Genomic DNA, 13,281 nt, shown 5'->3' with positions numbered 1-13,281 from the left:
CCACTGAAACGGACGATCTCAGGGCGATCTCCGAGGACTAACCGATGAGGCTTTCGATCGGCTCCTTCGCGAAGTACAGGACGAACAGCGCGGCGACCACCCAGAGCAAGGGGTGGATTGTGCGAATCCTCCCGCGCGCCGTGGCCAGGACGACCCAGGTGATGAATCCGACGCCGATGCCATTGGCGATCGAGTAGGTGAATGGCATGACGACGATCGTCAGGAAGCAGGGCAGCGCGTAGTCGAAGCGGGTGAGGTCGATGTCGCGGACCTGCGAGATCATCATTGCGCCGACGACGACCAGTGCCGGAGCAGCGGCTTCGAGCGGCACCACCGAGTACAGCGGGGTGAAGAACATCGCGACGAGGAACAGCACACCGGTGACCACGTTCGCGAGCCCGGTGCGGGCGCCCTCCGCAATGCCGGATGCGGATTCGACGAAGACAGTGTTCGATGAGGCAGATCCGACGCCGCCTGCGATGGCCCCGGTGCCCTCGACGACCAGCGCTTTGCCGATGTTCGGCAGGTTGCCGTCCTTGTCGGCCAGTTCGGCCTCTTTGCCGAGACCGGTCATGGTCCCCATGGCGTCGAAGAAGTTGGACAGCACCAAGGCGAAGACCAGCACCGATGCGGACAGGACGCCGATGCGGGTGAATGCACCGAACAGGTCGACGTCGCCGACGAGACCCAGATCTGGCAGATCCCCCACGGACGACGGGATGTCCGGAATGTTCAGGCTCCAGCCCTTGGCGTCGTCGACGGACGGTCCGAGGTCGGCGAACGCCTGCACGATCATGGCGACGACGGTGGTCACGACGATGCCGATGAGCAGGCCGCCGCGGACCTTGCGGACCACGAGGATGCCCATCAGCAGCACGCCGAAGACGAAGATCAGCGTCGGCCAGGTGGCGATGGAGTTGTTGATACCCAGGCTCACCGGAACCGTGGTACCGGCCGGGTCGGGGATGCGTTTGACGAAACCTGCGTCGACGAACCCGATGAACGCGATGAATGCGCCGATGCCGGCCGCGATGGCGGCCTTGAGTTCGCCGGGTATCGCGCGGAACACCGCTGTCCGGAAACCGGTGACCGCGAGCAACACGATGATGATGCCGTCGATGACCACCAATCCCATCGCTTCAGGCCAGGTGACCTGCGGCGCGATCGAGACGGCAAGCAAACTGTTGATGCCGAGACCTGCGGCGATGGCGAACGGGTAGTTGGCGACCAACCCGAAGACAATCGACATGATGCCCGCGACCAGCGCGGTGACCGCAGCGACCTGCGCCAGCGGCAGCACGTCCCCGAGAACGTCGGCGTTCTTGGAATTGCCGGGCACTCCGCCGATGATGATCGGGTTGAGGACCACGATGTAGGCCATCGTGAAGAACGTCACGAGACCGCCGCGTACCTCGCGGGCGAGTGTCGAATTGCGTTGGGTGATCTTGAAGTATCGGTCGATCGCGGACTGCGGTCCCGACTGTTCGGTGGCCTTGTCGCTGCTCGTCGTCATCTCTGCCGCGCGTCCCTCCCGATTCGGCCGACGGTGGCCGAGACCGACTCGTTCGAGATCGTACAAAGTCGCGGCGGTGGAACACAATCACCGCCCTCGGCGCTGCGCGTGCGTCAGCTCTCGGCGTCGCGGCCTTGCCTGCTGTTGCGATAGGCGACTTCGCGGATCGACGACAACCAACTCGGTCCCGGGCGGACATTACGGGTGGTGTTCACGGTCGGATCGAACCCGATGTCCGGATGCTCGGAGTCGGACGCGGCGGCCGTGAGTTCTACCCGTGCCAGCGGCAGAAACGGAGTATGACCTTGCGTCTGCTCGATCTCGAACACCAGGCCACCGTTGTCGATGCCGTGGGCGATCTCGCTCAGTGAAGGGTTGTAGCCATCGGGTCGAGTGGCGAGCGTCGCGCGCAGCCACCAGCTGCTGCCGTCGTGGTCGAGGGGTTGCAGGGTGCTCAGTACAGCGGAGCCCAGCGACCGTGCGGGAAACGGGATGGTCTTACGCCACCCGCTTCCTCCGAGCGCACTGGCCAGCAGTAGGTCCCAGGGTGTCGAGTCGCCTGCGTGTGGCTCCATCCGGATGGCGAGCCCGACCACGTCGGGTAGCCCACCCGGTATTCCGACGCCCTTCGACAATCGCGCGAGAACGGGGCCGGTTTCGACGGGCAGGCCGACGCCGTCGGACGCGGTACGAATGATGGTTCCGGTGGCCAGGACGCCGTTGGGGTGGAAGAGGCGGGCGCCGCGGAGTGCGGCGCCGGCCTTGATCGGGAGTCCGGCAAGGTCGGCTGCCTTCATGGTGCTCCTTGGTCAGATATGCCTGGTCTTGGTCAGATACGCCTGGTCGACGGTGAATTGCAGGTCGGATACCCTCAGCTGCGCCTGGTGAAACGGACATGCCGCTGTGATGGCTGTGGTTTACGTCATCTGCTTGCAGGGCATTAGGTGTTCGGACCCGTCGCCAAGAAGCTGCGCCGGTGCCGTGCAGCAGCTCAATAGCGAGGAGCGAAGAAGATGGCCGCAGCCCAGTCAGTGCCGACAGTTCTAGAAAGCCAGACGTCCGACCCGGTCGACGACGTACTCGATGTGTATCAGTCGATTCGGGTACCAGCGGGAGTGTATGCACCACAGGAAGATTCGTTGCTGCTACTCACCGCATTGGCTGAGCGTGATCTGGTGACCGGTCGCCGCGTACTGGATCTGTGTACCGGTAGCGGCGTATTGGCCGTCGGCGCCGCGGTTCTCGGCGCTGCCCGTGTCAGCGCGTATGACATCTCACCAAGGGCGGTACTCGCCACCCGCGCCAACGCAACGGCCGCAGGCGTGATCGTCGAGGCGCACAAAGGGTCTCTCGATGAGGCGGTCGAGGCCGGTCCGTATGACGTGGTGGTGTCCAATCCTCCGTACGTACCCGCTGACACCCTGTCGGACAGTACTGTCGGACTGACCCGCACCTGGCACGGTGGCCGGGACGGCCGTTCGCTGCTCGACCCGCTCTGCGTCATGGCGCCCGACCTGTTGGCACCCGGCGGGACCATGCTTCTCGTGCAATCGGAGTTCTCCGACGTCGACCGTTCGTTGATCGGTTTGCGGGCCGGTGGGCTTCGCGCGGAAGTGGTTGCCCGTGAAAAGATCCCGTTTGGCCCCGTACTGATGGAGAACGCTCGATGGCTGGAGATACTCGGTCGGTTGGAGCCGGGGCGTCGGGAAGAGGAACTGGTCGTGATCAGGGCAGACAAGGATCTTGGCGTCCGTAGGTGACAGTACAAACTCGGATGACAGTACAAGATCGGATGACAGTAGAAGATCACATGACAGCAGCAGATAATCGTCCGACCGAGCGCCGCTCTGCCACCCACATCCGTGTGGTGGCGGGCGGTCCGATCATGGTCGAGGGGCCGGTGAGCATCGAAATGCCTGACGGCAGCACCGTGGAATCCGACCGCTTCATGGTTGCGTTGTGCGCGTGCAAGCGCAGCAAGAACTATCCGCTCTGCGACACCAGCCACCGCCGTAAGAAAGCCCTCCCGCAACGGGATTGAGTGGCGCACGCAAGTCGTTGATCAGGGCGCGCCCCGGGCCGCTCAGTCGACGGGGATGAGCAGGGAGCTGCGGCCTTCTCGCCACGCTGCCATCAGCAGATCCGCGAGCTTGTCTTCGAGAAATTCGAACGCCCGGATACCGAATACCACGTCCGATTCCAGTTCGGGTTCCCGTGCCAAGAGGTCGCCGACCACCTCGTGCCGCATCAGTTGCTCGTGTACGGCGTCGGCTTCGACGTGCTCCCGGTAGAACCGCACACAGGCCTCCGGGGCACCCATCCGCTCGAGAGCCTCCACCAATCGTCGCGAGCCGGGCGACGATGTGATCTCGGTTGCTGCGAAGTGCCCGATCGTCGCGCCTCGCAGGGAGCGGTGCAAACCGATCAACGACATCAGATTGACCAACGCCAGCGATTCGCCGGGCACGTGGTCGATGTAGGCGAGGTATCCGGAATCGAGACCAGCCGCGGTCATCAGGTCGGCGAAGAGCTGCTGATGCAGGTTTTCGCCCTTACCGCCGCCGAACTCGTCGAACTCGACCGCCACGAACGAGGCCTTCGCCTGTCCGGTCAGCCGTGGGATGGCGAACGCATGCGGATCGGCCTCTTTGAGGTGGTAGATCGACCGGTGGACGAAGGTTTCACGCATCTGTTCCCAGGTGCCTTCGTCGCGGAGGTGGAACGACGGTCCGTCGCCCTCGCCCGGTTCGATCGAGAGTGCTTCGATCTCGGCGACAGCATCGTCTCCGGCGTCGATATCAGTGCGCAGCGCGGAGAGGAAGATCTGTTCGAGCTGCGCCCGGAACCGAAGGATGTCGAGGTTCCACTCCCATTCGTCGTCGACGTCGGAGAAACCTCGATAGTGCAGTTCGTAACAGATGTAGAGCGCCAGTTGCAGGTCTTTGCCATATGCCTGGGTGTCCCAAGCGCTCTGACTGACGTTGGGAAGCTCCCACGAGGTCGTGGGTGTCCCTGCCAGCGCGTCGGTCACTGCCGTCGACAACGGTCCGCACGGCGAAGGCAGCGCGCGGGTGATGGGGCTCAGAGATGACGTCACTCGGCTTGGCTACCCGGTCGGAGGTCGCTGGAAACGTTCAGCGCCATGCGAACACCGGCTGTTCGAGCTCGTTCACGCGAGTGGCGCGGCCGCCGAGGACCACTTCGGCGAACTGGTACATCACCGCGCCGGTCGGCGCGTGTATCAGCGATCCGACCAGCGGCATCTGGATGACCGGCCGTTCGGACTCCGGGATGTCGATGAAACGTGGTGTGACCTGCAGGTCGGCCATCGGGATGAAGAACAGTTGCGCGACCTCGCCCGGATTGGGGTTGGTCTCGCGGTCGGGCCCGGCCCAGCAGACTATCGGGGTGATGACGTATCCCGACCTGGTGACGTAGTCGTCGAGGCGGCCGAGGACGTCCGCCGGGTCCACCTCGACGCCGAGTTCCTCGTGCAGTTCGCGCAGCGCGGCAGTCGCGTAGTCCTCGCCGGGTTCGATGCGTCCGCCGGGCAACGCGAACTGGCCGGGATGCTCACGCATCTTCGACGGACGTTTGGTGAGCCAGATGCCGTATTCGCCGTTGCGGCTCGTCACCGCGATCACCACGGCGGCGCCGCGAGCCCCGTCGAGCGGCGCGGTGGTGTGGTCGAACGCGTCGAGACGTCGGACAATCGAGGCGCGCAGGTCCTCGGGGCTGTCCTGGTCTGCGCCGGGTGTGGTGATGCCGTTCATGCACTTCACAATGCCGTACCGGACGGTCATCTGTTCAGGTGGCGTCTGTGAGAGCCCTCAGTCGTCCTTGTGGCTGACGATGTTGACGACGTTTCCGTCCGGGGCTCGGACCAGAAATCGGCGTACTCCCCATTCCTCGGTGGTCAGCGGGTGGACGATTTCGAACCCGCGGCGCAGCGCGTCTTCGTAGGCCTCCTCCACGCCGTCGCCGACGTGTACGGAGATCACCGAGTCGGGCGGCGAGGTGGCGTCCCGCGTCACCAGTTGGACGGCGGCGCGGCCGTCTGGCGACTGAAAGTTCGCGACCCAGCCCAAGTTGAACGCTTCGACGCCGAGGCCCAGGAAGTCCGTGTAGAACTCGCGCGCTTCGGGCAGGTCGGGAACGGAGAGATTGGCGACGATGCCGGTTGGTTTCATGGCGACTCCTTGGGACGATTGCGGGGCGACGTTCTGATTCTCGACCCTGTCGGAACTGATATCTGTAGTCCCACCGAACGTGGCTTGTGCGGACACATCGGCCGATAGCCTCGTTGCCATGAAACCGTCGTCGTGGTCGCCCAGCCGTTTGAGCATCGTTCGAGGCAAACGCATCGTGGTCACCGGGTCCACGAACGGCATCGGGTTCGCGACCGCCAGAGCGCTGGCCACTGCGGGTGCGCACGTCGTCCTGGCGGTACGCAACACCAAGCTCGGCGCAGCACGCGCCGCCGAGATCGGCGGCACCACCGAGGTCGCTCAGGTGGATCTCGCGGACTTGTCGTCGGTGCGACGGTTCGTCGACACTCTCGACGGTGAGGTGGACATCCTGATAAACAACGCGGGGATGGTCCCGCAACGCCGCACCTCGACGGTCGACGGCTTCGAGACCGCGATCGGTACCAACTTCCTGGGTCCGTTCGCGCTGACGAACCTGTTGTTGCCGCGGGTGCGTGAACGGGTGGTCCTGGTCGGGTCGAACGCGCACCGGCACGCGACGATCGACCCCGACGACATCCATCTGCGGCAGGTGAAGTGGCGGCTTTCGGGGGCGTACGCGCAATCCAAGCTCGCGGTGATGCTGTGGGGGCTCGAGCTCGATCGGCGTCTGCGAGTCGGCGGGTCCCCGGTCACCGCCATGCTCTCCGACCCCGGGTGGGCGGCGTCGAACATTTCGAACAAGCCGAAGCTGGGCGTGGTCCACAAGGTGGTGCAGGCCGCGGCCAACACGTTCGCCAACGACATCGACGCCGGCGCAGCCCCCACACTCTACTGTCTGACCGAGCCGATTCCGCCGGGATCATTCGTCAGCGTCGACGGGCTGCGCGCATTACGTGGGGTGCCCGTGCTCTACGGCCGGTCGGCGCTCGCGTGTGACTACGAGCTCGCCGCTCGGCTGTGGGCCGCAGCCGAGAAGGAAACGGGCACGTCATACCCGTTGTGATCGAATCCGCGTACGTTGGCACCCATGGCAGATGCAACCGTGACAACAGTCGATTCCGGACCCAAGAAGGTCTCGCGCCAGGTTGTGGTGAACGCTCCCGTCGGCGAGGTCTTTGCGCTGGTGGCCAATCCGCACTGGCATCCCGAGCTCGATGGATCAGGCACCGTCCGTGACACTCCCGTGAAGGGACCGGACCGCCTCAGTCCCGGCGCAAAGTTCAGCGTCGGAATGAAGCAGTTCGGCGTTCCCTACAAGATCACCTCGACGGTGACCGCGTTCGAAGACAACAGGGTCGTCGAATGGCAGCACCCGCTGGGCCACAAGTGGCGCTGGGAGTTGCGCGAGACCTCACCGACGACCACGACGGTGACCGAGACATTCGACTACTCGACGGCCAAGATCCCGGCCATGATCACGACGTTCGGTTACGACAAGAAGAACGGTGAAGGCATCAGCGGCACTTTGAAGGCGTTGGCTGCACGCTTCGCCTGACTACTCGCGAATGTGCTCCACTTCTACGCATCCGCTCCACTTCTGGTGCACTGGAAGTGGAGCGGTGTGCTGTAGGTGGAGCGGATGTGTCAGCCGTGTACGCACCAGCGGTCAGGCGAGCCGCGGCTCAGCCCTCAGCGTCTGGACTGTCGATCTCTTCGTATCGCTTGCGAAGGCGGTCGCGAATGTCGTCGGCCGAGTATGCATTTCGCTGCCGTTGGTCTCGCGCGACCAGCACGCCGCTCGCCGCGACCCCGACAACCCCGGCCAGTCCGATCCACTTCCACGCATTGCCCACACCGGTGAGACTAGCGCTGATGCACCACGCTGCGTAAGTCGTGAGAAGCCGTTTAGTCTTTGACTGTGCATCCCCACAGACCCCCGCCTATTTCCCTCGACCAGGCGCTGGACCAGGCAAGGACCGGAGACATCTGGCTGTTTCGTGGTCGTTCCGGGCCGGATCGAGCGATTCAGACGCTCACCAACAGTCCGGTCAACCATGTCGCCATGACCGTGGCCATCGACGACTTGCCGCCGCTGATGTGGCACGCCGAACTCGGCAACAAGCTCACGGACATGTGGACGGGCACCAATCACCGCGGAGTCCAGCTGAACGACGCGAGGGAGGCGGCTCTGCAGTGGATGGAGAAGTACGGTCAGCGCTGCTGGCTTCGTCAACTCACCCCGTATGCGCAGCGTGAGCAGGAAGATCTGCTGCTGAAGGTCATCGCGAAGATGGACGGCACCGCGTTTCCGACCACTGCGCGACTGGCCGGACGCTGGTTCCGGGGTCGCGTTCCGACCGCCAATGACGTCACCAGAGGAATTCCACTTCTCGACAAAAAGGTTCGCAAGACTGTCGAAAAAAGAAATCAGCACAAGCAAAATGCGGGTTTGGAAACTGCCTATTGCGCTGAGGTGGTCGCGATGACCTATGAGCACATGGGGTTGCTCGCGACAGAGAAGCACGCGAATTGGTTTGACCCCGGGAAGTTCTGGAGCGGCGATACGCTTCCGCTCGCTCCGGGCTATGACCTCGGTACCGAGATCGCTGTCGAACTTCGATAGGTGATCTCTAACCTCCTGCTGGGCAGGAGGTTAGAGATCGGGCATTGCTATCTGAGTATCATTTAACCGGGACGGTGCGCAGAATTGTGCGTCCACGAGTGCCGTCCGAGTGCTCGAATCAAGGCCGCTCCGCGATATACGCGACCCGATAGATTATGACACAGAAGATCAGAAATTGCTCGGCAGAATCGTGATCACTACGAGTCTGCGGAAGGTATGTTTCTAGTTTTCGCGGCTGTTCGCCCACTCCAACACTCGGTCGACGGGCCAGGTCGTCACGATGCGATCGGCCTCGATGCCGAGTCGGGTGGCGCGCTCGCAACCGAGTTCTTTGAAGTCGAGTTGCCCCGGTGCATGTGCATCGGAATCGATCGCGAAGAGGCAGCCGAGGTCGCGCGCGAGCTCGATGAGCTCATCGGGTGGGTCGACCCGTTCGGGGCGCGAGTTGATCTCGACAGCGGTACCGGATTCGGCGCAGGCCTCGAAGACCGCCCGGGCGTCGAACTTCGACTGCGCGCGCTGGCCGCGACCGCCGGTGACCAGTCGGCCGGTGCAATGCCCCAGCACATTCACGCGTGGATCACGCGCCGCTGCGACCATGCGCCTGGTCATCGGTGCCGCATCCATCTTCAGCTTGGAATGGACTGAGGCTGTGACGATCTCGAGCTGGTCGAGCATCTCGTCGGTCTGGTCGAGCGACCCGTCGTCGAGAATGTCGACCTCGATGCCGCGCAGCAGACGGAATTGGTCGCCGAGCGCTCGGTTGAGTTTGTCGACGACCCCCAGCTGTTCGGTAAGTCGCTCGGCCGAGAGGCCGTTGGCGACGGTCAGTCTGGGGGAGTGGTCGGTCAGTGCCATCCAGTCCTGACCGAGGTCGATGGCGGTGCGGACCATCTCGATGATGGGTGAGCCGCCGTCGCTCCAGTCCGAGTGGGTGTGCAGGTCGCCGATGGTCGCGGTGTACAGCTCCGCGCCGCCCTCGGCGAGTGCGCCGATCTCCTTGTCCTGCAGTGACTGCAGATACTCGGGTAGCTCGCCGTGGACGGCCTGGGTGATGACTGCCGCGGTCGACTTCCCGATCCCGTTCAGCTCGGTCAGCCGGCCACCATCGACGCGGGCTATCAAGTCGTCGTCGGAGAGTTTGTCGACGACTTTGAGTGCTTTGCGGAAGGCATCCACCCGGTAGGTGCCTGCACGGGACCGTTCGAGCAGCAGCGCGATGCGACGTAGCGACTCTGCGGCGGTGACGGGTGCGGTGAGCGGTGATACGGACTTCACGTCACCAGCTTGCCACTTCCTGGACTGGCCTTGGCTGGGCTGGACGTGGTGGGGCTGGATGTGGCAGGGCTGGATGTGGCAGGCACTGAGTCTGCTGGAGTGGCGGGAGCGCCGTCTGTGTCGTCGCCGTCTGAGTGCATTCCGTCCACCCGCGGAATCCACTCGAGCCAGGTCGGGAACCACCAGTTGGCCTTGCCCAGGATCTCCATCGTCGACGGGACCAAGAGCAAACGCACGATGCTGGCGTCGATGAGGACTGCGACCGCCAGCCCGACGCCGAGGATTTTCAAGCTGCGGTCGGGCAGGAATGCCAGGGACAGGAAAACGCAGATCATGATTAGGGCCGCGCACGTGATCACCCGGGCTGTGCTGGCGAGTCCCTCGGCGACCGACGTGGTGGCGTTGCCGGTCTTCTCGTACCGCTCTTTGATCCGCGACACCAGGAACACCTCGTAGTCCATGGCCAGCCCGATCGCCGTCACAAAGAGCATCATCGGTACCCAGCTGTCGATCGGACCGGCCCGCCCGACGCCGAATATCGATGCGCCCCAGCCCCACTGGAAGATCGCGACGATGACGCCGTAAGCGGCACCCAGGGAGAGGACGTTGACGATCACGGCCTTCACCGGGACCACGATGGACCGGAAGGCCAGAATCAACAGCAAGAACGCCGCTGCGAGCACAGCTGCGATCGACCACGGGAGCAAGTCCAGGGTGACCTCGGCGTAGTCGATGGAGCCGGCAGTGATGCCCGTGATCTGCACGGACATGTCGGCGTCGGGTCCGAGCGCAGCAGGAATCGTCTCTGAGCGCAGTCGGTTGACGAGGTCGGTCGTCGCCTCGTCCTGCGGGCCGCTGGCCGGGATGACGGTCATGACCGCAATCTCGGATCCGTCGGTGACGCCGACCGGGACGACGGGTGTGACCCCGTTCTCGATGACATCGGGATCGGCGGCGATCCGTTCGCTGAGCGCGTCCAGCGTGGTTGCGGGGTCGCTGCCCTCGGGGTACTTGGCGACGACGATCAGTGGGCCGTTCGCACCGATCCCGAAACCTTCGGTGACGTAGTCGTACGCGACGCGCGTGGTCGCTTCGGTCGACCGGTTGCCTGCATCGGAAAAGCCCAGGCGCATCTGGAATGCCGGGATGGACAGAATTACGAGGACGAGTACAGCGACGATGACCCCGACCCAAGGACGGGCCTGAATCTTCTCGCTCCACTTCTGCGCCCAGACCCCTTCGAGCGCGCGATCGGGGTCTTTGCCGCGGCGCTTGCGGAGCCAGTGCAGTGACAACCGGTTGACGCCGGTGCCGATGACCGAGAGCAGGGCGGGTAGCAGTGTCATCGAGGCAACGAGCGTCCCGAGGATGCCGATGATTGCGGCGAAAGTGAGCGCCGGACCCAGTTCGCCGCCCGAGATGAGGATGCCGCACATCGCGATGATCACGGTGCATCCGGCGAACAGGACTGCACGACCGGCCCGCTGCATCGCGACGGTGACCGCGCGCTCGACGTCGAGGCCGTCATGAAGTCCCGATCGAAACCGGGTGACGATCAGCAGCGCGTAGTCGATCCCGACGCCGATCCCGAGGATCAGCGTCACCGAGATCGCGAAGTTGGGGATGTTCATGAAGTTCTGGACGATGAACAGGATGGATGCACCGACGCCCACCCCGAACAGCGCTGAGAGGATCGGGAGACCTGCAGCCACGACCGATCCGAAAGCGACGAGCAGGATGATGAGCGCCAGCAGTACGCCGACGCCCTCGGCGGCGCCGCTCGGCGGTTGTTCGTCGAACCGGGGATCGCTGAACTCAACTCCCACACCGGGTATCTCGGTCTTGTCCGCGATCGACTTGATGTTGTCCACGCGGTCTTGAACCTCGGAGTCGGTGCCGGTTCCCAGGTCCAGGGTGGTTACCGAGATCCGACCGTCTTGTGAGATCTGGGCGCCGGGCGCATAGGGGTCGCCGACGGTGACGTCTGGCGAGGAGTCCCTGATCTCGTCGACCAGGGTGTTCACCGACTCGGTGACCTCAGGATTGCGCACACCACCGGGGACTCCCGGTATCGCCGCGACGACGAGCTGACCGGCCGTCGCTTCGTCGCCCTGACCGGCGTTTTCCAGTAGCTCGCCCGCTTTGCCCGATTCGGTCCGCAGGTCGTTGGTGAAGGTCGTCGTGGTGGGGCCCGCCCACATGGTCGCGGCGGCGATTGCCGCGATGAGGACCACCACCCACGTCCCGATAACCAACCAGCGCCTCTTGATGATGAATGCGATGTAGCGGTCCATGTCGTGCTCCCCGGGGCTGTATTCGGTTGGACGTTTCTCATCATTGCCCTGATCGGAGGGCAGCGATATCAGGATTGACCCTGATATCTGCCTGAACTCATCGGTGGGTCAACGGTAGACCCGCGTATAGCGGATGTCTTCCTTCTCTGGTGTTCTTGTCCGCCTATCGGACGACAAGAGATGTCGCCCAGTGGGGCCGCTGGTCAGCGGGCAATTGCCGACCGATCTCAGGCGCAGAGTCATCTCACCACCGCCGCACCAGGTGGCAGGTCCACCTCAAGGCGACCAGACAGTACTCCGCCACGGCGGCGTTGTCGTCTACCACGGATTTCCCGGTGACGGTGCTGCCACCCAGCTCATCCGGGCGGCAGCACCATGCGGTTTCACACTATGGAGTTTTCAAAGTAGCGTGCGCGGTCCCGATGTCGGTCGGGTGCGGCAGGAATCGAAGCAATCAGAGCTATGGGGTCGAGGATCGAGGCGTCGGGATCAGGCTGCGAGTGTCATCGTCCGGCGGTTGTACGCGGGCAGGGGTCTTCGCTGCGGGTCGACGTCAGCCGGCGGGATCAACCACGGATGCCCGTCGCTACCCATCTCGATCTCCTATATCAATTGTTCGCTTCGGGCTGGGCCTCAATGCGCGCTCTTCGCTCGTCACGTGGTCGCTGCGCTCCCGCGTTCCTCACTGCATCCCGCGCGGCCCATCCCTGCGCTCACGGACTCGCCGCGGATGATGATGGCCTTGCGTACCAATCCGCTGAACAGCCGCTTCGGCGGACTCATGGCGATTGGCACTTGCTGGCCGTCCAGGGTTATGAAGCTGATGGTCGAGTCGCAGGCGAGCATGGCAGCGGTCGCCTCGGTGATCGGACCCATCCACTCGAGCGACGCCCGGTTCGGATGATCCGCGGGAACCGACACGTTCACCTCGGTCCGCGGCGCGGAGATCAACCCGTCACCACCACCTCCGCCGCAATCAAGCAGCTGGTGGAACGCATCTGCGCGGATCTGTGTCTTACTTCGAGGGTCGGCCGAACCATCAGGCTGCGGCCGTGGCTTGCTCCAATAACCCAGCGCCGAGTGCAACTTCTCCGCGATCTGCGCGTCTACGTCGAATCGACCGACCAGTCGCCCTTCTTCCACCTTGAAGTCAAAGCTGTTGAGAGAAGGATCTTCTGCGGGCGGCGGACCGCCGGTGTCGGCTGCGATCTGGTTGCCGAGTCCGCGAGCGATCTTCTCGACCTCAGTCGGCGGTGCGCCGGAGATGACGTGGGACAGGAGTGTGCTCTCGAAATCGGTTCGTTCCTGTGCTGATACCCCGACCTCAGAGCGATCATCGATGTGAGTGATTCCTTTGACGATCGCGTCGACGTGTTCAGTCGACAGGAATCCGTCTCGAAAATATCCGGTTGTGCGATCCAGGCTAGACAGGCCGGCGCCCAC

Annotated in this window: 14 protein-coding genes; 5 read left to right on the top strand and 9 right to left on the bottom strand. The window is 63.9% G+C overall.

The features are described 5' to 3' along the window. Positions 1–37: 37 nt before the first annotated feature. Both DFR67_RS18420 and DFR67_RS18415 read right to left on the bottom strand, forming a co-directional pair. Positions 38–1,513, bottom strand: a complete 1,476-nt coding sequence (locus tag DFR67_RS18420; protein WP_110470967.1) for an NCS2 family permease — start codon at positions 1,511–1,513, stop codon at positions 38–40. A gap of 113 nt (positions 1,514–1,626) precedes the next feature. Then, positions 1,627–2,310: a phosphodiesterase gene (locus DFR67_RS18415; protein WP_110470966.1), complete on the bottom strand. Its 684-nt coding sequence runs from the start codon at positions 2,308–2,310 to the stop codon at positions 1,627–1,629. A 216-nt stretch (positions 2,311–2,526) separates the two neighbouring features. Between DFR67_RS18415 and DFR67_RS18410 the strand changes: the two genes are divergently transcribed. Then, the gene (locus tag DFR67_RS18410) at positions 2,527–3,273 is read left to right on the top strand and encodes a HemK2/MTQ2 family protein methyltransferase (RefSeq protein WP_110470965.1); all 747 of its coding nucleotides are present in this window, start codon (positions 2,527–2,529) and stop codon (positions 3,271–3,273) included. A 50-nt stretch (positions 3,274–3,323) separates the two neighbouring features. Continuing rightward, on the top strand, positions 3,324–3,554 hold the full coding sequence (locus tag DFR67_RS18405; protein ID WP_110470964.1) for a CDGSH iron-sulfur domain-containing protein: 231 nt from the start codon (positions 3,324–3,326) through the stop codon (positions 3,552–3,554). 42 nt (positions 3,555–3,596) lie between these two features. Here DFR67_RS18405 and DFR67_RS18400 read toward each other — a convergent pair whose 3' ends face one another. From DFR67_RS18400 to DFR67_RS18390, 3 genes are read right to left on the bottom strand one after another with little or no spacing between them, the layout of a single operon-like run. Beyond that, positions 3,597–4,610, bottom strand: coding sequence for an iron-containing redox enzyme family protein (locus DFR67_RS18400; protein WP_110470963.1), 1,014 nt, complete (start codon positions 4,608–4,610; stop codon positions 3,597–3,599). Between the two features lie 37 nt (positions 4,611–4,647). Continuing rightward, the gene (locus tag DFR67_RS18395) at positions 4,648–5,286 is read right to left on the bottom strand and encodes an NUDIX hydrolase (RefSeq protein ID WP_110471167.1); all 639 of its coding nucleotides are present in this window, start codon (positions 5,284–5,286) and stop codon (positions 4,648–4,650) included. 57 nt (positions 5,287–5,343) lie between these two features. Next, complete coding sequence (locus tag DFR67_RS18390) at positions 5,344–5,703, bottom strand: VOC family protein (protein ID WP_110470962.1); 360 nt, start codon at positions 5,701–5,703, stop codon at positions 5,344–5,346. Between the two features lie 118 nt (positions 5,704–5,821). Here DFR67_RS18390 and DFR67_RS18385 point away from each other — a divergent pair, with 118 nt between their 5' ends. Beyond that, complete coding sequence (locus DFR67_RS18385) at positions 5,822–6,706, top strand: SDR family NAD(P)-dependent oxidoreductase (protein WP_110470961.1); 885 nt, start codon at positions 5,822–5,824, stop codon at positions 6,704–6,706. Positions 6,707–6,730: 24 nt separating this feature from the next. Next, entirely contained in the window at positions 6,731–7,198 is a 468-nt protein-coding gene (locus tag DFR67_RS18380) for an SRPBCC family protein (protein ID WP_110470960.1), read from the top strand. Positions 7,199–7,325: 127 nt separating this feature from the next. Here the strand turns inward: DFR67_RS18380 and DFR67_RS30800 are convergent, their stop codons facing one another. Next, a complete protein-coding gene (locus tag DFR67_RS30800; protein ID WP_170135239.1) occupies positions 7,326–7,496 on the bottom strand; it encodes a hypothetical protein in 171 nt (56 codons plus the stop codon). Positions 7,497–7,585: 89 nt separating this feature from the next. Between DFR67_RS30800 and DFR67_RS18375 the strand changes: the two genes are divergently transcribed. Then, complete coding sequence (locus DFR67_RS18375) at positions 7,586–8,266, top strand: guanylate cyclase (protein WP_110471166.1); 681 nt, start codon at positions 7,586–7,588, stop codon at positions 8,264–8,266. Positions 8,267–8,488: 222 nt separating this feature from the next. Here the strand turns inward: DFR67_RS18375 and DFR67_RS18370 are convergent, their stop codons facing one another. The 3 genes from DFR67_RS18370 to DFR67_RS18360 form a co-directional block, all read right to left on the bottom strand. Next, on the bottom strand, positions 8,489–9,544 hold the full coding sequence (locus DFR67_RS18370; RefSeq protein ID WP_110470959.1) for a PHP domain-containing protein: 1,056 nt from the start codon (positions 9,542–9,544) through the stop codon (positions 8,489–8,491). Next, complete coding sequence (locus DFR67_RS18365) at positions 9,541–11,838, bottom strand: MMPL family transporter (RefSeq protein WP_110470958.1); 2,298 nt, start codon at positions 11,836–11,838, stop codon at positions 9,541–9,543. Before DFR67_RS18365 ends, DFR67_RS18370 begins: the two co-directional genes overlap by 4 nt. A 654-nt stretch (positions 11,839–12,492) precedes the next feature. Further along, positions 12,493–13,281: DUF222 domain-containing protein (locus DFR67_RS18360; protein ID WP_245938035.1), on the bottom strand; the 789-nt coding region annotated here is incomplete at its 5' end.

It is taken from the genome of Williamsia limnetica (assembly GCF_003217475.1).
Classification (GTDB): domain Bacteria; phylum Actinomycetota; class Actinomycetes; order Mycobacteriales; family Mycobacteriaceae; genus Williamsia; species Williamsia limnetica.
This window is presented reverse-complemented; position numbering and strand designations above follow the sequence as displayed.